General features: G+C 71.9%; 23 protein-coding genes. 11 read left to right on the top strand and 12 right to left on the bottom strand.

All coding sequences use genetic code 11. The features are described 5' to 3' along the window. Positions 1 to 69 precede the first annotated feature (69 nt). Complete coding sequence (locus HN013_RS14805) at positions 70 to 2,250, bottom strand: transglycosylase domain-containing protein (RefSeq protein ID WP_249375014.1); 2,181 nt, start codon at positions 2,248 to 2,250, stop codon at positions 70 to 72. Between the two features lie 385 nt (positions 2,251 to 2,635). Between HN013_RS14805 and HN013_RS14800 the strand changes: the two genes are divergently transcribed. Then, entirely contained in the window at positions 2,636 to 2,971 is a 336-nt protein-coding gene (locus tag HN013_RS14800) for a WhiB family transcriptional regulator (protein ID WP_004939680.1), read from the top strand. Between the two features lie 98 nt (positions 2,972 to 3,069). Here HN013_RS14800 and HN013_RS14795 read toward each other — a convergent pair whose 3' ends face one another. Further along, positions 3,070 to 4,740, bottom strand: coding sequence for an ArsA family ATPase (locus HN013_RS14795; protein ID WP_312018604.1), 1,671 nt, complete (start codon positions 4,738 to 4,740; stop codon positions 3,070 to 3,072). Further along, positions 4,737 to 5,795: an ArsA-related P-loop ATPase gene (locus tag HN013_RS14790; protein ID WP_249375013.1), complete on the bottom strand. Its 1,059-nt coding sequence runs from the start codon at positions 5,793 to 5,795 to the stop codon at positions 4,737 to 4,739. The genes HN013_RS14795 and HN013_RS14790 overlap by 4 nt, the downstream gene beginning before the upstream one ends. 71 nt (positions 5,796 to 5,866) lie before the next feature. On the opposite strand from HN013_RS14790, the gene HN013_RS14785 reads away from it, so the two are divergent. From HN013_RS14785 to HN013_RS14765, 5 genes are all read left to right on the top strand, one after another. Then, the gene (locus HN013_RS14785; RefSeq protein ID WP_003967454.1) at positions 5,867 to 6,025 is read left to right on the top strand and encodes a DUF4177 domain-containing protein; all 159 of its coding nucleotides are present in this window, start codon (positions 5,867 to 5,869) and stop codon (positions 6,023 to 6,025) included. Beyond that, on the top strand, positions 6,022 to 6,486 hold the full coding sequence (locus tag HN013_RS14780; RefSeq protein ID WP_171166583.1) for a RidA family protein: 465 nt from the start codon (positions 6,022 to 6,024) through the stop codon (positions 6,484 to 6,486). Before HN013_RS14785 ends, HN013_RS14780 begins: the two co-directional genes overlap by 4 nt. A 213-nt stretch (positions 6,487 to 6,699) precedes the next feature. After that, the gene (locus HN013_RS14775) at positions 6,700 to 7,602 is read left to right on the top strand and encodes an NUDIX hydrolase (protein WP_171166582.1); all 903 of its coding nucleotides are present in this window, start codon (positions 6,700 to 6,702) and stop codon (positions 7,600 to 7,602) included. Continuing rightward, positions 7,599 to 8,438 (top strand): MBL fold metallo-hydrolase, encoded by an 840-nt coding sequence (locus HN013_RS14770; RefSeq protein WP_171166581.1) that lies wholly within the window; start codon positions 7,599 to 7,601, stop codon positions 8,436 to 8,438. Before HN013_RS14775 ends, HN013_RS14770 begins: the two co-directional genes overlap by 4 nt. Before the next feature lie 352 nt (positions 8,439 to 8,790). After that, positions 8,791 to 9,030, top strand: a complete 240-nt coding sequence (locus HN013_RS14765) for a hypothetical protein (RefSeq protein ID WP_171166580.1) — start codon at positions 8,791 to 8,793, stop codon at positions 9,028 to 9,030. 63 nt (positions 9,031 to 9,093) lie between these two features. On the opposite strand, the gene HN013_RS14760 is transcribed toward HN013_RS14765, so the two are convergent. Beyond that, on the bottom strand, positions 9,094 to 9,768 hold the full coding sequence (locus HN013_RS14760) for a Crp/Fnr family transcriptional regulator (protein WP_004939715.1): 675 nt from the start codon (positions 9,766 to 9,768) through the stop codon (positions 9,094 to 9,096). A gap of 250 nt (positions 9,769 to 10,018) precedes the next feature. Here HN013_RS14760 and nth point away from each other — a divergent pair, with 250 nt between their 5' ends. The 3 genes from nth to HN013_RS14745 all read left to right on the top strand — a co-directional run bounded on the left by nth (position 10,019) and on the right by HN013_RS14745 (position 13,229). Next, positions 10,019 to 11,149, top strand: coding sequence for an endonuclease III (gene nth / locus HN013_RS14755; RefSeq protein WP_171166579.1), 1,131 nt, complete (start codon positions 10,019 to 10,021; stop codon positions 11,147 to 11,149). Between the two features lie 88 nt (positions 11,150 to 11,237). Next, positions 11,238 to 11,930 carry a CoA pyrophosphatase gene (locus HN013_RS14750; RefSeq protein WP_171166578.1) on the top strand — a complete coding sequence of 231 codons (693 nt, stop codon included), beginning with the start codon at positions 11,238 to 11,240 and terminating at the stop codon, positions 11,928 to 11,930. A gap of 99 nt (positions 11,931 to 12,029) precedes the next feature. Continuing rightward, positions 12,030 to 13,229: a MarP family serine protease gene (locus HN013_RS14745; protein WP_171166577.1), complete on the top strand. Its 1,200-nt coding sequence runs from the start codon at positions 12,030 to 12,032 to the stop codon at positions 13,227 to 13,229. A gap of 109 nt (positions 13,230 to 13,338) precedes the next feature. Here HN013_RS14745 and HN013_RS14740 read toward each other — a convergent pair whose 3' ends face one another. The 6 genes from HN013_RS14740 to HN013_RS14715 form a co-directional block, all read right to left on the bottom strand. Beyond that, on the bottom strand, positions 13,339 to 13,560 hold the full coding sequence (locus HN013_RS14740; protein WP_171166576.1) for a hypothetical protein: 222 nt from the start codon (positions 13,558 to 13,560) through the stop codon (positions 13,339 to 13,341). Between the two features lie 298 nt (positions 13,561 to 13,858). After that, a complete protein-coding gene (locus HN013_RS14735) occupies positions 13,859 to 14,860 on the bottom strand; it encodes an alpha/beta fold hydrolase (protein ID WP_212764348.1) in 1,002 nt (333 codons plus the stop codon). Continuing rightward, a complete protein-coding gene (locus HN013_RS14730) occupies positions 14,857 to 15,315 on the bottom strand; it encodes a phage holin family protein (RefSeq protein WP_171166575.1) in 459 nt (152 codons plus the stop codon). Before HN013_RS14730 ends, HN013_RS14735 begins: the two co-directional genes overlap by 4 nt. Before the next feature lie 108 nt (positions 15,316 to 15,423). Then, the gene (gene nhaA, locus HN013_RS14725; RefSeq protein ID WP_171166614.1) at positions 15,424 to 16,821 is read right to left on the bottom strand and encodes a Na+/H+ antiporter NhaA; all 1,398 of its coding nucleotides are present in this window, start codon (positions 16,819 to 16,821) and stop codon (positions 15,424 to 15,426) included. Positions 16,822 to 17,020: 199 nt separating this feature from the next. Further along, positions 17,021 to 18,997, bottom strand: coding sequence for an acetate--CoA ligase (acs, locus tag HN013_RS14720; RefSeq protein ID WP_171166574.1), 1,977 nt, complete (start codon positions 18,995 to 18,997; stop codon positions 17,021 to 17,023). Between the two features lie 134 nt (positions 18,998 to 19,131). Continuing rightward, positions 19,132 to 21,414 (bottom strand): SulP family inorganic anion transporter, encoded by a 2,283-nt coding sequence (locus HN013_RS14715; RefSeq protein WP_171166573.1) that lies wholly within the window; start codon positions 21,412 to 21,414, stop codon positions 19,132 to 19,134. A 347-nt stretch (positions 21,415 to 21,761) separates the two neighbouring features. On the opposite strand from HN013_RS14715, the gene HN013_RS14710 reads away from it, so the two are divergent. Continuing rightward, the gene (locus HN013_RS14710) at positions 21,762 to 23,138 is read left to right on the top strand and encodes a hypothetical protein (protein ID WP_171166572.1); all 1,377 of its coding nucleotides are present in this window, start codon (positions 21,762 to 21,764) and stop codon (positions 23,136 to 23,138) included. On the opposite strand, the gene HN013_RS14705 is transcribed toward HN013_RS14710, so the two are convergent. Further along, positions 23,119 to 24,111, bottom strand: a complete 993-nt coding sequence (locus HN013_RS14705) for an ATP-binding protein (protein ID WP_171166571.1) — start codon at positions 24,109 to 24,111, stop codon at positions 23,119 to 23,121. The two genes, HN013_RS14710 and HN013_RS14705, sit on opposite strands and share 20 nt — an antisense overlap. Positions 24,112 to 24,212: 101 nt before the next feature. Between HN013_RS14705 and HN013_RS14700 the strand changes: the two genes are divergently transcribed. Further along, positions 24,213 to 25,073, top strand: a complete 861-nt coding sequence (locus HN013_RS14700; RefSeq protein WP_171166570.1) for an oxidoreductase — start codon at positions 24,213 to 24,215, stop codon at positions 25,071 to 25,073. A gap of 340 nt (positions 25,074 to 25,413) precedes the next feature. On the opposite strand, the gene HN013_RS14695 is transcribed toward HN013_RS14700, so the two are convergent. Next, positions 25,414 to 26,259 carry an HAD family hydrolase gene (locus HN013_RS14695; protein WP_171166569.1) on the bottom strand — a complete coding sequence of 282 codons (846 nt, stop codon included), beginning with the start codon at positions 26,257 to 26,259 and terminating at the stop codon, positions 25,414 to 25,416. Positions 26,260 to 26,536: the final 277 nt, after the last annotated feature.

Below are 26,536 nucleotides of genomic sequence, written 5' to 3'. Positions count from 1 at the left end.
GACGAAAGGGCCCCGCCCGGACCGTTCAGGTCCGGGCGGGCCCCTTTTCGCTCACCGGTGCCGACTGCCTCAGTGGTCGCGGCCCGGCTTGTTCGGCTTCCCGGGCTTGTTGCCGTGCCTGCCCTTGCCGTCGCCCTTCTTGCCGTCGCCCTTCTTGCCGCCGCCCTTCTTGCCCTTCCCGTCCTTGTCCGCCTTGCTGGAGCCGGTGTCGATGCCCGGCACCATGTCGAAGGTCGGCGCGGACTTGCCCTCCAGCGCTCCGCTCATGGCATCGCGCCAGATGGGACCGGGGGTGTCACCGCCGTAGACCTGGGCGTGGTAGACGCCACCGATGGTGATGTCCTCCATCGGCACCTCGTCGCCGGCCCCGCCGACCCACACGGCACCGGCCATGTTCGGGGTGTAGCCGACGAACCAGGCGGCCTTGCGGCCGTCCGTCGTACCGGTCTTGCCCGCGCTGTCCCGGCCGCCGAGGCCCGCCTCCTTGCCCGTGCCGTCCTCGACCACGCCCTTGAGCAGGGTGTTGATCGTCTCGGCGGTCTCCTCGGACATGGCACGCGAGCACTGCGACTTCGGAACGTTCAGCGGCTTGCCGTTGGGGCCCGTCGCGGAGGTGATGAGGACGGGGGTGCAGTACGTGCCCCGGTTGGCGAAGGCCGCGTAGGCGGCGGCCATGCTCAGCGGGGCCATGCCCTGGGAGCCGCCGATGGCCATCGCGGGGACCTGGTTCTTCGGGGCGAGGCCGAGGCCCAGCTTGTCCGCCATCTTGACCGCCGGGCAGAGGCCGATGTCCTCCAGCAGCTGGATGAAGTAGGTGTTGACGGACTTGGCGGTCGCCTCCGCCATCCCGTACGGGCCGACCTCGCTCCGGTTCTCGTTGCTGACCTCGAAGCCGTCGTTCTTCCAGGTGCTCTTGCAGGTCGAGATGTCGGGGTACGGCATGCTGTAGGGAGAGGAGTAGCTCTGGTTCGCCGACTTGCCCTCCTCCAGCGCCGCCGCCGCGATGATGGGCTTGAAGGTGGAGCCCGGCTGGAAGCCGAACGTCGATCCGCCCATGTCGTGGTTGGCCGACAGGTTGATCTGCGTCTGGTTCTTGCCGAAGCCGTACGGCTTCGACTGCCCCATGCCCAGTACCTTGCCCGACCCCGGCTCCACGATCGAGATCGCGGTGGCCACCGAGTCGCCCTGGTAGACGTGGTCGCTGATCGACTTCTGGACGGACTTCTGCGTCTGCGGGTCGAGGGTGGTGCGGATCGTCATGCCGCCCTCGTTCCACCGCTTGGCGCGGGCCTCCTTCGTCTTGCCGAAGGCGGGGTCCTGGAGGAAGACCTGGCGGACGTAGTCGCAGAAGAAGCCCGCGCCGTTGACGGCGGTGATGCAGCCGCTCTTGGGGCGGCTGACGTTGAGCTTGATCGGCTTGGCCTTCTCGGCGGCCAGCTGCGCGGGGGTGATGTTCTTGAGGTCGGCCATGCGCTGGAGGACCAGGTTCCGCCGCTTGACGGCCTCCTTCGGCGCGTTGACCGGGTCGAAGCGGCTGGGCGACTGGACGATGCCGGCCAGCAGCGCGGACTCGCCGAGGGTGAGGTCCTTCGCGTGCTTGCTGAAGTAGCGCTGGGCGGCGGCCTCTACGCCGTACGCCTGCTGCCCGAAGAAGGTGATGTTCAGGTAGTTGGCGAGGATGCGCTGCTTGCCGAGCTCCTTCTCGACCTGGATGGCGTACTTCAGCTCCTTGACCTTGCGGCCGATGGTCTGTTGCTGGGCGACGGCGACCTTCTCGGGGTCGTCGCCGGCCTCCTCGACGAAGACGTTCTTGACGTACTGCTGGGTGAGGGTGGACGCGCCCTCGGAGACGCCGCCGGACTGGGCGTTGCGGTTGAGGGCGCGGAGCACGCCCTTGAGGTCGACCGCCCCGTGCTCGTAGAAGCGCGCGTCCTCGATGGCGACGATGGCCTTCTGCATATAAGGGGAGATGCGGGTCAGCGGTACGACCGTGCGGTCGCGGGAGTAGACCTTGGCTATCTCCCCGCCCTCGGAGTCGAGGATGATCGTGCGCTGGCTGAGCGGCGGCGTCTTGAGGTTGGCGGGGAGTTCGTCGAACCCTTCGACCGTCCCCTTGGCCGCCAGCCCGAACGCACCGATGGCCGGCAGAGCGAGGCCGGCCAGCAGGACTCCGGAGAGAACGCTGACGCCGAGGAACTTTGCGGCCTGCTGGGCCCCTGAGGACCCCCCGCCCGAGCGCTTCATAGCCATGAAGGAAAGCCTACGTTCTCATTCGGCGGACAGACGCCCGTGTGTTCGCCTACGCTGTTTTACGCCAGCCACTGCGGTCTCTTTCAGCATCACCTGTGCCTTCACTCCTGTAGGTGATGAGGTGTGTCCGTATTGCCGCGTGTGTTCCTGGCTGTCCTGTGCGAGAAGAGTGGACTGCCCGGATCTGTCCTGGAAAGTCGCTGATGTCGCCAGCTCACTCCGTTGGGTGATCTGCCGCGTACGCATAGTCCGTTCGGGCCATTCAAGATTGGGCCCGAAGGGGGTGTTGCCCCCTGTCCTGCTTCCGTAACGTCCTCAACTGGCAACGGTGAATATGCCGCTGCCGCCGTGGGGGAGCCTCAATTCGGGAGAGGACGGCGCCAGCATGGGCTGGGTAACCGACTGGAGTGCGCAGGCTGCCTGCCGCACTACCGATCCGGATGAACTGTTCGTTCAGGGCGCAGCGCAGAACAGGGCCAAGGCGGTCTGCACCGGTTGTCCGGTCCGCACCGAGTGCCTTGCCGACGCGCTCGACAACCGCGTCGAGTTCGGCGTGTGGGGCGGGATGACCGAGCGGGAGCGGCGGGCACTGCTCCGCCGCAGGCCGACGGTCACGTCCTGGCGCAGGCTGCTGGAGACGGCCCGCACGGAGTATGAGCGTGGCGCCGGCCTGCTGCCGCTGGGCGAGGAGGAGTACGACGCGTACGCGGCGGCCGGGTAGCCGGGCCGGCCCGGCGCCGGGGGTGCTCGTGCGGCGGATGCCTCTGCGGAGCTGTCCGTCTCTACGGAGCTGTCCGTCAACAGGCCCGACCGCTACGGCTACGACCCCGTGCGATCCGCCCCCGCCTGCTCTGCCTGCCCCGCCTGGTGCGGCGTCTGGTGCGGAACCGCGCCCTCCGCCGCAGGCGTGCGTCCGGCCAGCCGTTCGCCGATGGTCCGCAGCCCGGTCAGGTCGTGCACGTCACCGGGGAGCGCGGCCACCTCGGCCACCGGGACGTCCGGGTGCAGAGCGGTGAAGCGGTCACGGGTGCGCCGTTCGCGCGTGAGCACCCGCATGCGCTCGGCGTGCAGGCGCAGGAGCCCTGCGGCGAGCTGCTCGGTCGAGAGCTGCCCGGTGGAGAGCGGCTCTGTGGAGAGAGCCGAGCCCGTGCCGGCGGAATCGGCCTCCGCGACCTCCGCGGCCTCGACGTCGACGGCACGTGCGGCACCGGTGGAATCCGCATCCGTGCCGGATGACGCGGGTGCGGATCCCAGAGGTGCCGACGGTGCCGAAGGTGCTGTCGACGCTGCCGAAGCTGCTGTTCCTGACGGTGCCGCGGAGTCTGTGGACACCGTGGGCACTCCGGGGGACACGGGCTGGGGGAAGCCGCTCTCGGGAGAGGATGTGTCGAGGGGAGTGGCGGTGCCAGGGTCGTCAGCGGTACGTGTCCCAGCTTGCCCGCTGTCACGATCCACAATGCCGGTACCGGCAAGATTTTCTGTGTAATCCGCCGTCGCCGTACCCCCCGCGTGCGCCGGGGACTTCACAGGCTCCCCGGCCCCGCCGTTCTCGTCCGCCAGTGCCTCGGCCGCCGCCAGGGCCCGCTCGGCGGAGAGCCGCGCGGCCCCGCTGCCGTGCACCCGGTTCAGCACCAGTCCTGCCAGCGGCATTCGCTCGGCGGCCAGGCGCTGGACGAAGTAGGCGGCCTCCCGCAGCGCGTCCCGTTCGGGCGCGGCGACGACGAGGAACGCCGTCCCGGGAGCCTGGAGCAGGCGGTACGTGGCATCGGCACGGGTACGGAATCCGCCGAACATGGTGTCCATCGCGGCCACGAAGGTCTGTACGTCACGCAGTAGTTGGGCCCCCATCAGTTTGTTCAGGGGCCCGCTCATCACGGACATGCCGACGCCCAGGAACTTCATCCCGGCCCGCCCGCCGATCTTCGCCGGCGCCATCAGCAGCTTGATGAGCTTGCCGTCCAGGAACGACCCCAGCCGGCCCGGCGCGTCCAGGAAGTCCAGCGCCGAACGGCTCGGCGGGGTGTCGACGACGATCAGGTCCCACTCGTCCCGGGAGCGGAGCTGGCCGAGTTTCTCCATGGCCATGTACTCCTGCGTGCCCGCGAAGCCGGCCGACAGGGACTGGTAGAAGGGGTTGTCCAGGATCGCCCGGGCGCGCTCCTTGTCGGCGTGGGCCTCGACGATCTCGTCGAAGGTCCGCTTCATGTCGAGCATCATCGCGTGCAGTTCGCCGCCCGCGGCCCCGTCGACGCCGGGCACCCGGCGCGGCACGTTGTCCAGCTCGTCGATGCCCATCGACTGGGCGAGCCGGCGGGCCGGGTCGATGGTGAGCACGACCACCCGCCGGCCGCGCTCCGCGGCCCGCAGACCGAGCGCGGCGGCGGTCGTCGTCTTGCCGACCCCGCCCGATCCGCAGCACACCACGATCCGGGTGCGGCGGTCGTCCAGGATGGGGTCGATGTCGAGCGCGGTCGTCCTGTCCAGGCTCACTGGGCCCCCTCGGTCGTTCGGCTCGTGCCGTCCTGCCGCACGGCGTTCCGCTCGCCGGCGCTCCGCCGGACGATGTCCTGGTTCCGCAGGGCGCGCGCCATGCGGTACAGACCGGCCAGGTCCACACCGTCGCCGAGCAGCTCCAGTTCGTCGGCGGGGACGCCCAGTTCGGCGAGGCGGGCCCGGCCGAGGCGTTCGAGCGCCAGCCGTCCGGTGTGCTCGCGGGCCTCGTCCAGCAGCGGTCCGACCAGGGTCCCGGCGGTCCCCGCGCGGCCCTCGCTCCCGGACGACGTCCGGGCGAGGGCGCGGCCGAGGGCCTCGGCCACGGCGTCGCGCCGCCCGTTCGCGGCCTCCTCGACGGCGGCCTCGTCGAGGACCGCGGGCCGCACCATGTTGATGACCACACCGCCGACCGGCAGGCCCGCGGCGCGCAGCTCGGCCATGCCGTCCACGGTCTCCTGGACGGGCATCTCCTCCAGCAGCGTCACCAGGTGCACGGCCGTCTCGGGCGACTTGAGGACGCGCATCACGGCCTGTGCCTGGTTGTGGATCGGACCGATCCTGGCCAGGCCCGCCACCTCGTCGTTGACGTTGAGGAAGCGGGTGATGCGGCCGGTGGGCGGGGCGTCCATCACGACGTGGTCGTAGACGAACCGGCCGGTGCGGTCCTTGCGGCGGACGGCCTCGCACGCCTTGCCGGTCAGCAGGACGTCCCGCAGGCCCGGGGCGATGGTCGTCGCGAAGTCGATCGCGCCGAGCTTCTTCAAGGCCCGTCCGGCGCTGCCGAGTTTGTAGAACATGTGGAGGTAGTCGAGGAGGGCGCGCTCGGCGTCGATGGCCAGCGCGTGCACCTCGCCGCCGCCCGGGGCGACCGCGATCTTGCGTTCCTCGTAGGGGAGCGCCTCCGTCTCGAAGAGCTGGGCGATGCCCTGCCGGCCCTCGACCTCGACCAGCAGTGCGCGTTTTCCCTCGGCCGCGAGGGCGAGGGCGAGAGCGGCGGCGACGGTGGTCTTGCCCGTACCGCCCTTGCCACTGACGACATGGAGCCTGCTCATGATGCGGAGCCTAACCAGTCGCCGAGCGGGCTACGCACGAGGCTGTCAGTGTGAGGCATTACAGTCGGGCCATGACCAAGTGGGAATACGCGACTGTGCCGCTTTTGGTGCACGCGACGAAGCAGATTCTGGACACCTGGGGCGAGGACGGGTGGGAGCTCGTCCAGGTCGTTCCGGGCCCCAACAACCCCGAGCAGCTGGTGGCCTACCTGAAGCGGGAAAAGGCGTGAGTGCCGTCGAGGACAGGCTCGCCGAGCTCGGCCTGACCCTGCCGGACGTGGTGCCTCCGCTGGCCGCCTACCAGCCGGCCGTGCGCAGTGGCGCGTACGTCTTCACCGCGGGCCAGCTGCCCATGGTCAAGGGGGCCGTTCCCGCGACGGGCAAGGTCGGTGCCGAGGTCAGCCCCGAGCAGGCCAAGGAGCTGGCGGGCGTCTGCGCGCTCAACGCCCTGGCGGCCGTGAAGTCGGTCGTCGGCGACCTGGACCGGATCGTCCGGGTGGTGAAGGTGGTGGGCTTCGTCGCCTCCGCGCCGGACTTCACCGGGCAGCCGGGTGTGCTCAACGGCGCCAGCGAGCTGCTGGGCGAGGTCCTCGGCGACAAGGGCGTGCACGCGCGGTCCGCGGTGGGTGTGGCGGTGCTGCCGCTGGACGCCCCGGTCGAGGTCGAGCTGCAGGTGGAGGTCGCGGGCTGAGGTCCGGGGCCTTCCGCCCGGGATCGCGGGGACGTTCGGGACCCTGGGACGTTCGGCCGGATCCTCGTCGCTAGGGTCCCTGGGCGTCCTCCCGGATCCCCGTCGTTTGGGACCCGGGGCGTGCTCACGGGTCCCGCGGACTGAGGTCCGAGGCATCGTCCCGCACTCCTGAGCCCCCTCGAACATCCGCCCGTGACCGCATAGCATCCGGCCATGGCGACGACGAACGGCCAGTGGTACCCACCGGAGTGGCCCGACCGGATCAGGCGGCTCGCGCACGGCGGGCTCGATCCCGTGCGGCCGCGTCGCGCCGCCACCGTGCTGTTGCTGCGGGCCGGGTCCGAGGGCGGGCTCGACGTGCACATGCTGCGCAGACGCGCCTCCATGGCCTTCGCCGGGGGCGCGTACGCGTATCCGGGCGGCGCCGTCGATCCGCGTGACGAGCGGGACGTGCCCTGGGCGGGTCCTTCGCCGCAGGAGTGGGCGGACCGCCTCGGCGTGGACGCCGCGGCGGCGCAGGCCATCGTCTGCGGGGCCGTCAGGGAGACCTTCGAGGAGGCGGGCGTGCTGCTCGCCGGCCCGGATCCGGCCACGGTCGTGGCGGACACGACGGGGGAGGACTGGGAGGCCGACCGGGCCGCGCTCGCCGGTCACGAGCTGTCGTTCGGCGACTTCCTGGAGCGGCGCGGGCTGCTGCTCCGGAGCGATCTGCTGGGCGGCTGGGCCCGTTGGATCACGCCGGAGTTCGAGCCGCGGCGCTACGACACCTGGTTCTTCGTGGCGGCCCTGCCCGAGGGCCAGCGCACCGCGGGTGTCTCGACCGAGGCGGACCGGGCGGTGTGGATCTCCCCCGCGGGTGCCGTCGCCGGGTACGACCGGGGCGAGCTGCTGATGATGCCGCCCACCGTCTCGACGCTGCGTTCCCTCCTGCCGTTCGGGGGCGTCCCCGAGGTGCTGGCGGCGGCCGGTGAGCAGGATCTCACCCCGGTGCTCGCGCGTGCCCGGCTCGTCGGGGAAGAGATCGTGCTGAGCTGGCCCGGGCACCAGGAGTTCACCAAGCAGCTCTCCTCGCGCCCTCCGGGCCACACCCCAGCGACTCCGGGAGCCGACGCATGACGTACGCAGCCGTACCCGCCGACCCGCCGGGCCGTCCCCGCGGAGGCTCCCCGGCCGGGCCCGCCACTCCACGCGCGACCTGCGTCCTCGCACCCAATCCGTCCGCGATGACGCTCGACGGCACCAACACCTGGCTGCTGGCCGAGCCCGGTTCGGACGTGGCGGTGGTCGTCGACCCGGGCCCGCTGGACGAGTCCCATCTGCGGGCCGTCGTCGCCGCGGTCGAGGAGGCGGGCCGGCGGATCGTCCTGGCGCTGCTCACCCACGGGCACCTCGATCACTCCGGTGGTGCCGAGCGCTTCGCCGAGTTGACGGGCGCGCCGGTGCGGGCGGTGGATCCGGCCCTCCGCGTCGGCGGCGAAGGCCTGGCCGCCGGTGACGTCATCACCGTCGGGGGGCTGGAGGTACGGGTGGTCCCCACCCCCGGTCACACGGCGGACTCCGTCTCCTTCCACCTGCCCGCGGACCGGGCCGTGCTCACGGGCGACTCCGTCCTCGGCCGCGGCACCACCGTCGTCGCCCACCCCGACGGGCGGCTCGGCGACTACCTCGACTCGCTGCGCAGGCTGCGGTCGCTCGCCGTCGACGAGGACGTGCGGACGGTGCTGCCCGCCCACGGGCCCGTGCTGGACGACGCCCGGGGCGTCCTGGAGTACTACCTCGCGCACCGCGCCACGCGGCTGGCCCAGGTGGAGACGGCGGTCGAGGCGGGGTACCGCACCCCGGCCGAGGTGGTCGCGCACGTCTACGCGGACGTGGACCGGGCGGTGTGGCCGGCGGCGGAGCTGTCGGTGCGGGCGCAACTGGACTATCTGCGGGAGCACGGGCTGATCTAGGGGGCTCGGCGCTGTGGGGCGCATTCGCGCCAACGGGAAGGCCGTAGGGCGCTGACCGGCCGTCGGCCCGCCCGCGCACCCGGAGGAGTGGAGCCGACGATCCTGTCGCCGAGCAGCTCGCCTTCCTGACCCCGGCCCGTCGACGCGGCCGATGTCGCGGCGCACCTCCCGTGGCTCGCCCTCGCCTCGGACAGGCGCACGGTGCCGCGCTTCCAGGACGCCGCCATGCTGGATGCGCGGGTGACCAGGCCCGTCGTCGGCATGGTCGCCCGGCTCGACGCGCCCGGTGCGCTGTCCGACGGCCCGTCAGGGGACGGCGGTGACGCCGGCGGCCATCGAGAGGTGACACACCATGTGCGACCGCGTCCCCGGTTTCCCGCGCTACGAGCTGAGGGTCTTCTACCGCAGCTCGGTCCCCGGCCATCCGGAGACGTACTGCGTCGTCACCGTCTCCGCGAACGGCGGAAGCGTCACTCCGGACATCCCGTCGGTCGTCCGGGCCGCCGAGGCGGAGCTGAGGAAGCTGACGCCCGTGGGGTCGGTGCAGGTCACCCGGCGCATGCTGGAGAGCGCGGACGTCACCACGCGCTGACGCGCCCGTGGGAGGGCCCCGCCGAGGCGGGGCCCTCCCACGGGCGTTCGGACGTTCGTCGGATCAGCGGGACCGCTTGGCCAGCCGCTCCACGTCCAGCAGGATCACGGCACGCGCCTCCAGGCGCAGCCAGCCGCGGCCCGCGAAGTCGGCGAGGGCCTTGTTGACCGTCTCCCGGGAGGCGCCCACGAGCTGGGCCAGTTCCTCCTGGGTGAGGTCGTGCACCACGTGGATACCCTCCTCGGACTGCACGCCGAAGCGGCGCGACAGGTCCAGCAGCGCCTTGGCGACGCGGCCGGGGACGTCCGAGAAGACGAGGTCCGACATGGAGTCGTTGGTGCGGCGCAGTCGGCGGGCGACGGCGCGCAGCAGGGCCGTGGCCACCTCCGGGCGGGCGTTCAGCCATGGCTGGAGGTCGCCGTGGCCGAGACCGAGGAGCTTGACCTCGGTGAGGGCGGTCGCGGTGGCGGTGCGCGGTCCGGGGTCGAAGAGCGACAGTTCGCCGATCAGCTCGCCCGGGCCGAGGACGGCGAGCATGTTCTCGCGGCCGTCGGGGGAGGTGCGGTGGAGCTTCACCTTGCCCTCGGTCACCACGTAGAGGCGGTCGCCGGGGTCGCCCTCGTGGAACAGGGCGTCACCCCTTGCGAGCGTGACCTCGCCCATGGAGGCGCGCAGCTCAGCGGCCTGCTCGTCATCGAGCGCCGCGAAGAGCGGGGCGCGCCGCAGAACGTCGTCCACGAGTTCTCTCCTTGTCGACATGCACAGAGGACCGTGGTCCCCATGATGCCCGTCGGTAAAACTGTGTGATCAAACACAAGTGTGGCGCATCGTCGGCGGAAGCCCTACGGCAGGGGTCCGATTGGGCTGTGCTTTTCCCGCGCTCGGGGCGGATGTCAGTGCCGGGCTTTAGTCTGGCCGAGTGTCCAATACGCCGGTGAGAGCACAGGGCAAGGGGGCCGGGAGGGTGACCTCGGCCCGTGATTCCGCTGTGGGCGAACAGTCCACGGCGAAATCCGCAAAAGACGCAGATACGACCAAATCGCCGGTCCGGGGTGGGGCGAAGGGCGCGTCGTCGGCGAAGGCGACCGGCGGTCGGTCGGCCGAACGGGCGGCGCGCGCGGAGGCGGAGGAGTCTGCCGGCAACCCCACCGAGGAGTCGGCACCGCGGAAGCGGAAGGCGGCGGCGACCGGAGGCGGCTCCGCCGCGAAGAAGACCGCCGGCCGGAAGGCCGCTCAGCCGAAGACCGCTGCGCGGAAGGCGCCCGCCGGGAAGCCCTCGACGGGGAAGACCCCGGCCGAGCAGGGACGGAGCACCGGCAAGGCCGCCGCGAGGAGCACCGCGGGAGCCGGCCGGCCGGAGTCGCGGACCGCGCTCGTCCGGCGCGCCCGGCGGATCAACCGCGAGCTCGCCGAGGTGTACCCGTACGCCCATCCGGAACTGGACTTCGAGAATCCGTTCCAGCTCCTCGTCGCGACGGTCCTGTCCGCCCAGACCACCGACCTGCGGGTCAACCAGACGACTCCGGCGCTCTTCGCGGCGTACCCCACGCCCGAGGACATGGCGGCCGCCGACCCCGAGGCGCTGGAGCAGCTGATCCGGCCGACGGGTTTCTTCCGGGCCAAGTCCAAGTCCCTCATCGGTCTCTCCGCCGCGCTGCGGGACCGCTTCGACGGCGAGGTGCCCGGCCGGCTCCAGGACCTCGTCTCGCTTCCGGGCGTCGGGCGCAAGACGGCCAACGTGGTGCTGGGCAACGCCTTCGGCGTTCCCGGCATAACGGTCGACACACACTTCCAGCGGCTCGTCCGCCGCTGGAAGTGGACGGCCGAGACCGACCCGGAGAAGATCGAGGCCGAGGTCTCCGCGCTCTTCCCGAAGAGCGAGTGGACGATGCTCTCGCACCGGATCATCTTTCACGGCCGTCGCATCTGCCACTCCCGCAGGCCCGCCTGCGGAGCCTGCCCGATCGCCCCGCTCTGCCCTTCGTACGGCGAGGGCGAGACCGATCCGGAGAAGGCGCGGAAGTTGCTCAAGTACGAGAAGGGCGGCCTGCCGGGTCAGCGGCTGAAGCCCCCGGCGGACTACCCGGGCCCGCCGGCCGCCCCGCTGGGAGACGGATGAGCGTGCCGCCGCGCGGGGCCCTCGGGAGGGCCGGCGAGCGGGAAGACCAGGGAACGACCGGAAGCCGTCGGGAACAGTGGGGAAGCGCATGAGGAGTACGTACGGCCGCGACGACCAGGAGATCACCGTGAGCGCCGAGGGCCTGCCCGAGTGGCTGGAACCGGTGCCGCGCCTCCTGGCCACCGTCGAGCCGCAGCAGATGAGCCGATTCCTGCCGCCGGAGACCGGCGGGCGCCTGTCCGCGGTGCTCGTGCTCTTCGGAGAGGGCGAGGAGGGGCCCGAGCTGCTGCTCCTGGAGCGGGCGGGCACCCTGCGCTCGCACGCCGGCCAGGCGTCCTTCCCCGGCGGCGCCCTCGACCCCGAGGACGGCGACCCGGCCGACGGCGGTCTGGTGCGGGCGGCGCTGCGGGAGGCCGAGGAGGAGACGGGGCTCGACCCGGCGGGCGTCCAGGTCTTCGGCGTGCTGCCCGACCTCTACATCCCCGTGAGCGGGTTCGTCGTGACGCCGGTGCTCGGCTGGTGGCGCAAGCCCAGCCCCGTCGGACCGGTCGACTCCGGGGAGACCGCGAGGGTCTTCACCGTCCCCGTCGCCGAGCTCACCGAGCCCGCGAACCGGGCGACCGCCGTCCACCCCAGCGGTCACCGCGGCCCCGTCTTCCACGTGGGTTCGGCGACGGTCTGGGGATTCACCGCCGGGGTGATCGACCGGATCCTGCACTTCGCGGGCTGGGAACGGCCCTGGGACGCCGGACGGGAGGTCGCGCTCGACTGGAGCGCCTGACCGGGACTCACTCGCCCTCTCCCCGCCGCCCGTTCCGCGGCCCGACACGGACGACAACGGCCCGACGCCGACGACAACCGCAATGCGAGGCACTCTTCGGTGAACGTACTGGACATCGTGCTGCTGCTGGCCGCCGCCTGGTTCGCGGTCATCGGCTACCGCCAGGGGTTCGTCGTCGGCGTGCTCTCGGTGATCGGATTCCTCGGCGGCGGGCTGGCCGCCCTCTACGCGCTGCCCGTGATCTGGGACAGCGCCACCGGCGAGAAGACCCCCGGCACGCCGGCGGCCGTCGCGGCGGTGGTCATCGTGATCGTCTGCGCCTCGGTGGGCCAGGCCGCGACCACGCACCTGGGGAACCGGCTGCGCCGGCACATCACCTGGTCCCCGGCCCGCGCTCTGGACGCTACGGGCGGGGCGCTGGTCAACGTGGTGGCCATGCTGCTGGTCGCCTGGGTGATCGGATCGGCCCTGGCCGGGACGTCACTGCCGACGCTGGGCAAGCAGGTCCGCAACTCGAAGGTGCTCCTCGGCGTGGCCCGGGTGGTTCCCGCCCAGGCCAACACGTGGTTCGCGGACTTCAGCACGGCCCTCGCCCAGAACGGCTTCCCGCAGGTCTTCGCGCCCTTCTCCACCGAGCCGATCACCTCGGTGCCGGCCCCCGACCCCGAGCTCTCGGGCAGCGCCGTCGCCGCCGAGGCGCAGCGGAGCATCGTCAAGGTGGTCGGCAACGCGCCGGGCTGCGGCAAGGTGCTGGAGGGCAGCGGCTTCGTCTTCGCCCCGCAGCGGGTGATGACCAACGCCCACGTCGTGGGCGGGGTGACCGAGCCGACCGTGCAGGTCGGCGGCCGTGGCCGGCTCCTCGACGCCAAGGTGGTGCTCTACGACTGGAAGCGGGACATCGCCGTCCTCCAGGTGCCCGCCCTCCGCGCCCCCGAGCTGCGCTTCGCCCGCGCGGAGGCGGAGAGCGGGATGAGCGCCATCGTGGCGGGCTTCCCGGAGAACGGCGCCTACGACGTCCGGTCCGCCCGCGTCCGCAGCCGGGTCGACGCGAACGGTCCCGACATCTACCACCGCGGGTACGTCCGTCGCGACGTCTACTCCCTGTACGCGACCGTGCGGCAGGGCAACTCCGGGGGCCCGCTGCTCACACCGGACGGCCGGGTCTACGGCGTCGTCTTCGCCAAGTCCCTCGACGACGCCGACACGGGGTACGCCCTCACGGCGGACGAGGTCCACGAGGACGTCGTGGAGGGGCGTACGGCCGTGGACCCGGCCGATACGCAGGGGTGCGCGCTCTGATCCCGGCCCCTGTCCTCGGCCCCGGGCCTGTGTGCCGCGCTCGCGCCGGAGCGCCGGGCGGAGGTGAGGCCGGGCCGGGGTGCGGAAGGGAGGAACGCGCCGCGCAGGGTCAGCGGCCGCGAGGATGGCGCAGCCGCGCCGAGACCCAGCGCGCGCGGCGCCGGATGATGCGCGGGATGCCGAGCCGGGGATCCGTACCGTCCCCCGGCCGGAGGACGCCGCCGTGGGCTCCCTCCGTCCTCTCGGATGCGTCGGTCACCACAGTCACCGCGGCAGCGTCATCGGCGCCGCGCTGCTGAGTCAGGTCGCGATAGTCGTGCGTCCAGCCCATACCCGGGTCTGTGCCCGGGGCGGAAGGTCGGTAATCGCCCGAGCGCCGGGCAATTGGCCTATGCACGCGGCAATTGGCCGTTCGTCGCATTCCCGTTCGATACCGGGGTGCTCCGGGGCAGGGACGGGCTTCCGGCCACCCCCGGACCTCCAGCCGTCCCCTCGTGGATCGTCAGCGCCGGCCCGGGTCCTTCGCCGGCCGATCAGCTCGGCCGAGAACGCCGCGGGGTCCTCCTCATGCGGACTGCGTCTTCCCGGGAGGTGTCCCCCGGACCCCCAGCCGCCGCCCCCTCCGTTCGTCAGCGCCGGTCCGGTTCCGGGTCCTTCAGCCAGCCGATCAGCTCGGCCGAGAACGCCGCGGGGTCCTCCTCATGCGGGAAGTGCCCCAGGCCCTCGAAGAGCCGCCAGCGGTACGGTGCCTCCACGTACTCGCCCGAACCGGCCGCGCTCCGCGTCCGCATCACCGGATCGAGCGACCCGTGGACGTGCAGCGTCGGGACCCGGACCGGCCGCTTCATCCGGCGGTTGAACTGGATGCCGTCGGGCCGCGCCATGGACCGCACCATCCACCGGTACGGCTCGACCGAGCAGTGCGCCGTCGAGGGGATCGTCATCGCCCGCCGGTACACGTCGACGGCCTCGTCCTCCGGCAGGCTCGGGCCCGACCAGTCCCGGATGAGCCGTCCCACCAGCGTGGCGTCGTCCGCGACGAGCTTGCGCTCGGGGATCCACGGCCGCTGGAAACCCCAGACGTAGGACCCGGCGGCGGTCTGCTGCGGATCCTTGAGCATCGCCGACCGCCACCGCCGGGGGTGCGGCATCGACGACACCGCCAGCCGGCGCACCAGCTTCGGCCGCATCACGGCCGCCGTCCAGGCCAGGTAGCCGCCGAGGTCGTGGCCCACCAGGGCCGCGTCCGGCTCGCCGAGGGAGCGGATCACCCCGGTGATGTCCAGGGCGAGGTTGGCCGGGTCGTACCCCCGGGGCGTACGGTCGCTGCCGCCCACTCCGCGCAGGTCCATCGCGACCGCACGGAAGCCGGCCTCCGCGAGCGCGGGCATCTGGTGCCGCCACGTCCACCAGAACTGCGGGAAGCCGTGCAGCAGCAGCACCAGCGGGCCCTCGCCCATCTCGGCGATGTGGAACCGCGCCCCGTTCGCCGCGACGTCCCGGTGCGTCCACGGGCCGTCGGGCCGCACCACCGCCGTCGGCGACGCGGCGGAGACGGCCGGCGCGGCCGGGGCCGAGGCCTTGGCCGGTTCGGGGGACGCGGGCGCTGCGGAGGTATCGGGCACCGTCATACGGACGAGCGTGTCACAGATGCGTCCGCATGGCTCGTGTCCGTGAGGGGACGGGGGTGCGGCTTGACCGTACCCAGAACCGCCGCCGTCTCCTTGGCCGAGGCCAGGGTCCGCTCCGGCTTGCTGATCTTCTTGAGCTTCTTGACGGCCAGCAGCCCCAGCAGGGCCGCCACCACCAGGAAGGCACCGCCCGTGATCAGGAACGACCAGGCGAGACCGAGGCCCAGGTTGTGGATCCCGTAGGCCGCCGCGAAACTCAGCACCGGCAGCGAGAAGAGCGCCAGGGTCCCCGCCGCGGCGATCGCGCCGCCGCCCACGCCGACCCGCTTGGCGTCCTCCCGCAGCTCGGCCTTGGCCAGTGCGATCTCGTCGTGCACCAGCGCGGACAGCTCCGCGGTGGCCGTCGCCACCAGCTGGCCGAGGCTGCGGTCGGCACCGTCGTCGGCTGCGCTCATCGCTGCTCCCTCATCGTCGTCGCTCCGTCGTCTGCGGGTCCCGGCGGCCCCCCTGCGGGCCCGCCCGGGGTGTTCCGCCCGTCTTCAGCGGATGTGAAGACACTCAGATCATGCCGGACCATCGTCGCCGGTGGTGCGCCCGGAGGCGACTTCCGCCAGGCGACGGTGCTCCGCGGCCTTCGCTTCGAGGATCGCGGCCATGCGCAGGTGGTACGCGGGGTCGTCCTGTTCGTAGATGTCGGGGATGCCGTCCTGGTCGTCGTCCCGGTCCTCGTCGGCGCAGAGTTTCCGGTACTTGTTGTCGCGCAGCTTGAGCAGGGTGCTCGCGAGGACGGCGGCGATCAGCGAGCCGACCAGGACCGCGGCCTTGACCTCGCCGACGAGGAGCGGGTCGTCCGCGAAGGCCAGTTCGCCGATCAGCAGGGAGACGGTGAACCCGATGCCTGCCAGCGAGGCGACCGCGAGGACGTCCGGCCACTTGAGGTCCGGATTCAGCTCGGCCCGGGTGAAGCGGGCGGCCAGCCAGGTGCCGCCGAATACCCCGACCGCCTTGCCGAGGACCAGGCCGAGTACGACACCCAGCGTCTCGGGCCTCCGGAAAACGTCCGAGAGCGCACCTCCGGAGAGGGAGACGCCCGCGGAGAAGAGCGCGAACAGCGGTACGGCGAGACCGGCAGACAACGGGCGGACGAGGTGCTCAATGTGCTCACCCGGGGAGACCCGCTCGTCGTCGTGGCGGTGGCAGCGGAGCATCAGCCCCATCGCGACACCGGCGATCGTCGCGTGGACCCCGCTGTTGTACATCAGCGCCCAGTTGACGACGGCCAGCGGGACGTAGACGTACCAGCCGCGGACGCCCTTGCTCAGCAGCAGCCGGAAGACGGCCAGACCCAGTACCGCGAAGCCGAGGGCGACGAAGTTCAGCTTCGACGTGAAGAAGATCGCGATGATCAGGATCGCGAAGAGGTCGTCGACGACCGCCAGGGTGAGCAGGAACGCGCGCAGCGCCGACGGCAGCGACGTACCGATGACGGCGAGCACGGCGAGGGCGAAGGCGATGTCGGTGGCGGTCGGGACGGCCCAGCCCTGGAGGGAGCCGCCGCCGGTGGTGGCGACGATGGTGTAGACGAGGGCGGGGACGGCCATCCCGCACACCGCGGCGACCACCGGCAGGACGGCCGCCTTGGGGTCACGGAGCTCCCCCGCGACCAGCTCGCGTTTGAGTTCGATGCCGGCGACGAAGAAGAACACGGCCAGCAGCCCGTCCGCGGCCCAGTGCTGGACGGAGAGGTTCAGCCCGAGCGCGCCGGGGCCCAGGTGGAAGGTGCGTATGGACTCGTAGCCGTCCTTGACCGGGGTGTTCGCCCAGATCACCGCCGCGACGGCGGCGGCGAGCAGCAGGACGCCGCCGACGGTCTCGGTACGCAGCGCGTCCGCGAGGTAGTTCCGTTCGGGCAGCGGCAGTCGGCCGAGGAAGACGGAACGGTTGTTCTTCGGCGCGGCCACGGTGAAGACCTCCTGGGGTCGATCGACGGACACACGTGGGGTCACGTGTGCTGAGTGCCGACCAGACTTCCCGGCGCGCCTGTGATTCTTGTCGAGATTTCTACGCGATGTGTCTTTACTTTAGCCCGAACAGGTGACGGAGCCCGAACAGGCGAAGGGCGCCCGGCGGAGCCGGACGCCCTTCAGCGGTCGTGGCGGATCAGTCCTCGCCGGGCGCCGCCGGGAGCTTGGCCTGGATGAGGTCCATGACGGACGAATCCGTCAGCGTGGTCACGTCGCCGAGGGTGCGGTTCTCCGCGACGTCGCGGAGCAGCCGCCGCATGATCTTGCCGGAGCGCGTCTTGGGCAGTTCGGCCACCGGCAGGACGCGCTTGGGCTTGGCGATCGGCCCGAGCTGCTTGCCGACGTGCGCCCGCAACTCCTCGACAAGGCCGGCCTCCTCGGCGTCCGCGCCGTTCGTGTCGCCGCGCAGGATGACGAAGGCGCAGATGGCCTGGGTCGTCTGCGGGTCGGTCGCGCCGACGACAGCGGCCTCGGCGACCCGGGGGTGGGAGACGAGCGCGGACTCGACCTCGGTGGTCGAGATGTTGTGGCCGGAGACCAGCATCACGTCGTCCACCCGGCCGAGCAGCCAGATGTCGCCGTCGTCGTCCTTCTTGGCGCCGTCGCCCGCGAAGTAGCGGCCCTCGAAGCGCGACCAGTACGTGTCGAGGAAGCGCTGGTCGTCGCCCCAGATGGTGCGGAGCATGGCGGGCCACGGCTCGGTGAGGACGAGGTAGCCGCCGGCGCCGTCCGGGACCTCGTTGGCGTCGTCGTCCACCACGGTCGCGGCGATGCCGGGGAGCGGCACCTGCGCCGAGCCGGGCTTGGTCTCGGTGACCCCGGGCAGCGGGCTGATCATCATGCCGCCCGTCTCGGTCTGCCACCAGGTGTCGACGACGGGCGTGGTGCCGGCGCCGATGTGCTCGCGGTACCAGATCCACGCCTCGGGGTTGATGGGTTCGCCCACCGAGCCGAGGACGCGCAGGCTGCTGAGGTCGAATCCGGCCGGGATGTCGTCGCCCCACTTCATGGCGGCGCGGATCGCGGTCGGGGCGGTGTAGAGGATGGTGACGCCGTACTTCTGGACGATCTCCCACCAGCGGCCCCGGTGCGGGGTGTCGGGCGTGCCTTCGTAGAGCACTTCGGTGGCGCCGTTGCTGAGCGGGCCGTAGACGATGTACGAGTGGCCGGTCACCCAGCCGACGTCCGCCGTGCACCAGAAGACGTCCGACTCGGGCTTGAGGTCGAAGACCGCGTGGTGGGTGTACGAGACCTGGGTGAGGTAGCCACCGGTGGTGTGCAGGATGCCCTTGGGCTTACCGGTGGTGCCGGAGGTGTACAGGATGAACAGCGGATGCTCGGCGTCGAACGCCTCGGGCGTGTGCCGGTCCTGCTGACGCTCGACCAGGTCGTGCCACCAGACGTCACGGCCCTCGGTCCAGTCGATGTCCTCCTGGCCGGTGCGGCGGACGACGAGGACGCTGCGGACGTTCTCGGTGCCGGGGCGGGTCAGGGCCTCGTCGACGGCGGGCTTGAGCGCGGACGGCTTGCCGCGGCGGTAGCCGCCGTCGGCGGTGATGACGACGCGGGCGTCCGCGTCGTTGATGCGGGTCGCGAGGGCGTCGGCGGAGAAGCCGCCGAAGACGAGCGAGTGCGGGGCGCCGATGCGGGCGCAGGCGAGCATCGAGATGACCGCTTCGGGGATCATCGGCAGGTAGATGGCGACCCGGTCGCCGGCCCGGACGCCCAGCTCGGTCAGGGCGTTGGCGGCCTTGGAGACCTCGCGCTGGAGCTCGGCGTAGGTGAGGGAGCGGGTGTCGCCCGGCTCGCCCTCGAAGTGCAGGGCCACCCGGTCGCCGAGGCCGTTCTCGACGTGGCGGTCCACGCAGTTGTACGCCACGTTGAGCTTGCCGTCGGCGAACCACTTGGCGAAGGGCGGGTTCGACCAGTCCAGGGTCTGGGTCGGCTCGGTGTGCCAGGTCAGGCGGCGTGCCTGCGCGGCCCAGAAGCCCAGCCGGTCGGCCCGCGCCTGCTCGTACGCCTCCGCGGTGACATTGGCCTGCTCGGCCAGGGCGGCAGGCGGTGCGAAGCGGCGCTCCTCCTTCAGAAGGTTGGCCAGGCTTTCGTTGCTCACGACATCTCCCTTTCCCAGGGGGCTCGTTGCGTCCCGGGCATAGCTCACCAGCCCGGGGCACACCCTGACAAGGGGTGTTGGCGATTGATTGGTTTAGACCTGTACCGGGGCGGGCGAAGGGCGGTCGCCCGAGGTCAGACGGCATCCAGTACCTCCGGCCGGACTGCGGCGAAGGTGCGGGACCGCTGGTCCAGGACATAGGCCTGGGCCTCGGCCACATGGAAGTACATCCCCTGGAGGTGCAGCGTCCCCTCCGCCACCCGCCGGGCCACACAGGAATGCGCCCGCAGGTGGTCGAGCTGCTGCATCACATTGACGAGGGCCAGCCGCTCCACGTCGTCCGCCACCGGGCGGTCGGCCAGGGCCACCTCCCCGCGCCCGAGCCTGCCGATCCGCTGCATACGGGCCAGACTCGGCCGGCCGTGCCGCAGCCAGCGGGCCAGCGGGGTCTCCCGGCCGGGCTCCGGGCGGTCGGTCGGGGGCCGGTGGCCGGTGTCGAGGAGCGCCTGCATGGCGCCGCACCCCGAGTGCCCGCAGACGGTGATGCTACTGACCTTCAGCACCTCGACGGCGTACTCCACGGCGGCGGCCACCGAGTCGCAGGCGGTGTCGTTGCCCGGCGGGGGCATCAGATTGCCGACGTTCCGCACGGTGAACAGGTCGCCGGGACCGCTCGACGTGATCATGCTGGTCACCAGCCGGGAGTCGGCACAGGTCAGGAAGAGCTGGCTGGGACGCTGCCCCTCCCGGGCGAGCCGGGCCAGCTCGTCGCGGACCAGTGGCGCGGTGTTGCGCTGGAACGCACTCACTCCGCCGATCAGTTGCCGCCCGCCGGGCATCGCGCCCGGGGCCGCGGTCGGCCGGGTGCAGTGGTGGTTGCGCCACGGCGTCCACGGACGGCAGGCGTGGGCCTCGTCGACGGGCTCGGCCACCGGCCGTCCGGGACGGCCGGTGAGGGCCACCCGGCTGCCGCGGGCCCGGCGCCGGTCCGCCCAGGAGCGCAGGGCGTCGTAGGCCGTGTGGTCCATGAAGGAACCGCCCAGCTCCACCGTCACGTCCACGCCCTCCGGGATCCGGTCGAGGGCACCGCACAACCTCGGTACCGCGAGAAAGGTCAACTGGCCGTCGACCACCACCCGGTAGTGACCGTCCGGCTCCTCGGTGACGGCGACACCCGTACGGGCGAGCCGCCGCAGCCCGACGACGGCGGCCACCGCGCCCCCGGCCGCCAGCCCCGGGAGCACCCCGCACAGCGCCACGGCCCCGAACGTGCACAGGTAGAGCGGGCGGGCGCGGCGGTCCCGCGCCGGGTGGGTGTGCGCGCGGTGGGCCAGCCGCAGCCCGGCGGCCATGACCAGCGCCGAGAGCGCGACGAGCGGGATCCGCTCCAGGGCCGTGGCGAACAGCACCGCGCCCAGGGGCACCCAGATCCCGTACAGCACGACGGACGTACGGTTCACCGCCGGGCCGCCGTCCGCGGGGCGCCCGGCCCGGGCCGCGTCCCCGGCGATCGGCAGGCCGCCCAGCAGACCGGAGAGCGCGTTCGCCGCCCCCTGGCAGATCAGCTCCCGGTCCGGGTGCTCCGGCCGCCGGTCGTCGGCCGGCGCCCATGCCTCGACGCTCGCCACGAGGGCGACGGTCAGCACGGCGGCGGCGATCGCGAGGCCGGGGCCGGAGGGCAGGCCGGGCAGCGCCTGTACCTGCCATGCGGGGAGGCTCACACGGGGCAGCCGCATCCCCGTGCTCGCCGCGGTGGCGACGGCCACCGCGGCGAGGGGCGCCGGTACGGTCCTGGCCCACCGGCCGTACCGGCCCGGCAGTTTCGGCCAGGCGACGAGGACGGCGACGACGGACGCGCCGATCAGCACCCCCGCGAGCCGCGGGTGGGCCAGCTCCGAGGGCAGCGCCGCCAGGTTTTCCAGTGTGGAGGCGCCGGTGCTTCCCCCGCCCAGGACGGCCCGCACCTGTCCGAGCGCGAGCGTCAGCCCGAGGCCGGCCAGCGCGCCGTGCACGAGCCCCGGGGCGACGACCGGCGCGGACCTCGCCACCCGCGCGGCACCGAGCGCGACCTGGACCAGTCCGGCCAGCACGGTGATCGCGCAGGTGGCACGCCAGCCGTAGCGCTGGATCAGCTCCGCGGTGACGGCCGTGAGCGCGACGGCCGGTCCGGCCGCCCGGAAGGGTGCGCGGCCCAGGCCACCCATGACCAGGCCGGCGACCGCCGCCGCGATCAACCCGGCCCGGAGCGGCGCGCCCGCGGCCAGGGCGGCGCCCAGGCACAGGGGGACGGCCGCGAGCGCCATGGCCACGGAGAGCACCAGGTCGTGCTGGTGCGCGGGGCGGCGCGGCCGGTGCGGGCCGTCGGGGGCGGCGGGGCGCCGGGCGGCCCGGGTCGGGGGGATCGGCTGAGCGTGCATGGTCGGTCCCGTCTTCGTCGTCGGCGGCCGGCATCGAGCGCGCGGCCGGGGGCGCGGCGGGCAGCGGCGGGTGGGCGGCTGCCAGGGCGGGGTCGGCAGGAAAGCGACAGGCGAGGGGAGAGAAGCGCAATGGCAACTCTCGGTAAACGAATCGTAATGCTGAGTAAAGGGCGGGGGAAGAGTGGGACGGTGGTCGGGGCGGAGCTTCCTCCCATCGGGTGAATATGCATTTTTATTGGCTTGTCATACTTTTCTCTCCCTTTCGTCCATGCGAAGTTGACGGCGGCTTAGGGCGTTCGCACGCCCACCAAGGGGCCGGCCGAGCGGGTCGAAAGGTGAGGTGCCTGATGGCGGCTGCATGGAGATACACACTGGGCGCGCTCGCCGCGCTGTCGCTGGCGACCGGGACCGCGGCCTGCTCGGGCGTGAACTCCCCGGAGGCGACGGACCCCCAGGCGGCACCCGGTCCGAACACGGTCGAGCGGCCGGTACGCCTCCTCGGCGACGGCTCCACCGCCGACACGGGCCCTCAGCCCAAGCAGCCGAAACCCCGGCGCATGGCGCCCGGCGAGAAGCCGCCGCAGTTCGTCGTCTTCTCCTGGGACGGCGCCGGCGAGGACAGCCAGCGGCTGTTCTCGCACTTCCGCAAGGTCGGCAAGAAGTACAACGCGACGATGACGTACTTCCTCAGCGGCGTCTACATGCTGCCCGAGAGCAAGCGCACCCTCTACGAACCGCCCCAGCACGCCGCGGGCGCCTCGGACATCGGCTTCAACGACGTCCGCGGCGTACGGGACACCGTGGAACAGCTCCGCGGCGCCTGGCTGGACGGCAGCGAGATCGGCACGCACTTCAACGGCCACTTCTGCGGCCGGGACCGCGGGGTGGGCACCTGGTCACCGTCGGAGTGGAAGAGCGAGATCCGGCAGGCCGAATCGTTCGTCCGTAACTGGAAGACGAACTCCGGGCTGAAGAACGAGCCCCCGCTGCCCTTCGACTACAGCAAGGAACTGGTCGGCGGGCGCGCCCCCTGCCTGGAGGGCCAGCGCAACCTCATCCCGGCCGCACGGTCGATGGGCTTCCGCTACGACGCCAGCTCGGCGGGCGGCCGGCAGGTCTGGCCGTCGAAGATCGGCGGACTCTGGGACTTCCCGCTCCAGGACGTGCCCGTGCCCGGGCGCGGCTTCGAGACCCTGTCCATGGACTACAACTTCCTGGCGAACCAGTCGGGAACGACCAAGGGCGACCCCTCCCGACGCGAGGGATGGGGGCGGCAGATGCGCGACGGACTGCTGGACGGCTTCGAGCGGGCGTACCACGGCAACCGCGCCCCGCTGTTCATCGGCGACCACTTCGAGTCCTGGAACGGCGGCATCTATATGAAGGCCGTCGAGAGCGTCATCGCCCGGGTCTGCACCAAGGAAGGCGTCCGCTGCGTCTCCTTCAAGCAACTCGCCGACTGGCTGGACGCGCAGGACCCCGACGTCCTCGCCAAGCTGCGCCGGCTGGAGGTCGGCCAGGCGCCGCGGACCGGATGGGCCCACCTCGGCGAAGCCCGGTCGTACGCCCCGCGCCAGCCGGTGCCGCACCGGCCGTCGTGGCACGCCCCGTCGTCGCAGGAGCCCTCGTCGCACGAGCCGTACGAGGATTCCGGGAGCGACGACGAGGACGACGACAAGCCGATGAGGATCAAGCCGGTGCGGGTCAGGCCGGCTGCGGAGTAGCCGACAGCCGCTCGTCGAGGACGAAGGCGGGGTCGACCTGGGCCGCCAGGTCGGCACCCGTCTTCGCGTTGCCCCAGCTCTCGGCGTTCTTGAGGTGGAAGTGCACCATCTGGCGCGTGTACCGGTGCCAGTCCCGCCGCTCGTGGGCGGCGTCCGCGGCCTCCTGAAGGGTGTCCAGCGCCTGGTGGTTGGCGCCTTCGAGCAGCTCGAAGAGGGGCGGCCGGCCCTTCTCCATGGCGCGCACCCAGTCGGAGTGGCCGAAGGTGGTCAGCAGGTCCTCGCCGACCTCGTCCCGGAGGAAGTCCAGGTCGTCCTGGCCCTGCACCTTGTTGCCCACCACCTTCAGGGCGATGCCGAAGTCCCGGGCGTACTCCTTGTACTGACGGTAGACCGACACCCCCTTGCGGGTGGGCTCGGCCACCAGGAACGTCATGTCGAAGCGCGTGAACATCCCCGAGGCGAAGGAGTCGCTGCCCGCCGTCATATCGACGACGACGTACTCGCCGGGCCCGTCGACCAGGTGGTTGAGGCACAGCTCCACCGCTCCCACCTTGGAGTGGTAGCAGGCGACGCCCAGGTCGGACTCGGTGAACGGACCGGTCGCCATCAGCCGTACGGACGCCCCGCCGTCGAGCCCCACGGTCCGCGCGCACGCCTCGTACACCGGGTTGTCCTCGTCGACCCGCAGCAGCCGGGAGCCCTCACCGGGCGGAGTCGTCTTGATCATGGTCTCGGCCGAGGCGATGCGCGGATTGGCGCCGCGCAGATAGTCCTTGATCAACGGGAGGTGCGCACCCATCGCGGGCAGGGCGGCGGCCTCCGCCTCGTCCAGACCGAGGGCCGCCCCCAGGTGCTGGTTGATGTCGGCGTCCACGGCGATGACGGGGACCCGGCGGGCAGCGAGCCGGCGGATGAACAACGAGGACAGCGTGGTCTTGCCGCTGCCGCCCTTGCCTACGAAAGCGATCTTCATGTTCACCAAGAGTAGGTGCGGGCGTGCGTGGAGTGAGAGCGGTGAGTGAAGAAGACCACTCCTTCGGGGGGTGTAAGGCGGAAGTGCGTAGTGTCGTACTCATGAGTACGACTGCCGATCCTTCCCCAAGCTCTCGGCTTCGTTCGAGCAGGGGAGACCCCTTCGCCGCCCTGGGCTCCCTGCCGGGCGTCGCCGATTCCGTGGACTCCGTGCGCAAGGCCGTGGACCGGGCGTACGGCCATCGGGTGATGCGCCGCCGCAGCAACGAGGTGACGTCCGAGGCGGCCCTCCGGGCAGCCCGGGGTTCGGCCGCGCTCTCGGGCGCCGACTGGGCGCTCGAAGAGGTGCGCCGCCGTTCCGACTTCGGGGGCGAGGGCGAACCGCGCACGGTCGGGGCCGCCCTGCGGCTCACCGCCGAGGCGGGCCAGTTGCTGAGCGTCTGGCGGCAGTCCCCGCTGCGGGTCCTGGCCAGGCTCCACCTGGTGGCCGCGGGCGGTGCGCAGCCGGACGACGCGGTGGGACGGCCGCGGCTGCTCGGCGAGCCCGTCGCCGAGCCGCTCGTCGACCTGCCGCTGCCCGACGCGGACGAGGTGGCGGGGCGGCTCGACGGGCTGGCGGCTCTGCTGATCGCCGGAACCGAGGCCCCCGCGCTGGTGACGGCTGCGGTGGTGCACGGCGAACTGCTGGCCCTGCGCCCGTTCGGTTCGTGCAACGGCCTGGTGGCGCGGGCGGCCGAACGCATTGTGCTGATCGGCAGCGGGCTGGACCCGAAGGCGATCTGCCCGGCGGAGGTGGGCCACGCGGAGCTGGGGCGGGACGCCTATGTGACCGCTCTCGCGGGGTACGCCTCCGGGACGCCCGAAGGGCTGGCGGCCTGGATCGCCCACTGCGGGCGCGCCGCCGAGCTGGGTGTGCGCGAGACGACGGCCGTCTGCGAGGCGCTCCAGCGCGGCGCGGCCTGACGCCGTTTCGGGGGTTGCGGCGCCGGTCGCGGCCGGCCGCGGACAGGGTTGCGGCGGTACCACATCCTGCTCCGGTACCGCCGCTGGCATGTTCGCCGGGTTACCAGTGCGTGCAGAAAGGCGTCCATCAGGCGGGAGTACTTTGCCCCACCTGATGCGACTGGCCCGTAATCGACGGGTCGGCGTCGCGTGGGTGCCCGGCGTTCATGCATCGGTCCGTGGGCCGTACTGCGTAGCTGGGCATCCTCCCGGATGTCCCTGGTCTCGCGGGCCGTTGACTCCTTTCTACTCCGCCCGCCGCTCAAGCGGAAGGCGGAGACGCACTTCTTTACTTTTAGCTTCAAAGACGGGTAATTCGGGCGCCGGGGGTGCGGCGTCGGCTCGCCAGCCAGAACAGCCCCGCTGCCGCGGCCGCCGCGCCGACCGTCGCCGCCGCCAGCAGGGCCGGGCGCGACGGCATCGACAGTGAGGCGACCCGCTGCTTGAGCCGGACCGGCCGGCTGAAGGTGAGGACCGGCCAGTCACGCGCCGCCGCCTCGCGGCGCAGGGCCCGGTCCGGATTGACGGCGTGCGGGTGGCCGACCGCCTCCAGCATCGGGAGATCGGTCGCCGAGTCGCTGTAGGCGTAGCAGCCGTCCAGGTCGTACCCCTCGGTCTTCGCGAGCTCCCTGACCGCTTCGGCCTTGGTCGGGCCGTACGCGTAGTACTCCACCTCGCCGGTGAAGACGCCGTCCTCGACGACCATCCGGGTGGCGACCACGCGGTCCGCGCCCAGCAGCCGGCCGATCGGTTCGACGACCTCGGCCCCCGAGGTGCTGACGATCACCACGTCGCGGCCGGCGGCGTGGTGATCCTCGATGAGGGAGGCGGCCTCGTCGTAGATGATCGGGTCGATGAGTTCATGAAGCGTCTCGGCGACGATCTCGCGGACCTGATGGACATTCCAGCCGCGGCAGAGCTCGGAGAGGTACTTCCTCATCCGTTCCATCTGCTCGTGGTCGGCTCCGCCCAGCAGGAAGACGAACTGGATGTACGCCGTGCGCAGCGCGGCGCGCCGGTTGATCAAACCGCCTTGGTAGAAGGACTTGCCGAAGGTGAGCGTGCTCGACTTCGCAATGACCGTCTTGTCCAGATCAAAGAACGCGGCCGTTCGGCGAGAGGAGTGGTTTTCCACGTCGCCGAGCATAGGCGCCCACCATTCGGCGTAAGCTGAGGCGTGTGGGTTTGCCTGAGAAGGCTCTCGGGTACACCATGGAAGTCACGGATCGTTCGCGACCGTGTCTAACCCGGTCCGACTCCTCCCCCCCCGAGTCGGCCGTGGGGACGACCCCCGCTCTCCCCCCCGGCGGGGGTCGTCGCATGTCCGGATGCGTTTCGAGCATTCTCCCGGGCCTCCTCCGCCCTCCGCGGGCCCCGATCGGCGCCCGTCCTCCCTCCTTCATACACGTAACTGTGCGTAATCG

It is taken from the genome of Streptomyces sp. I05A-00742 (assembly GCF_013055795.1).
GTDB lineage: Bacteria > Actinomycetota > Actinomycetes > Streptomycetales > Streptomycetaceae > Streptomyces.
The sequence above is the reverse complement of the archived record's forward strand: the minus strand, read 5'-3'. Positions and strand labels throughout refer to the sequence as shown.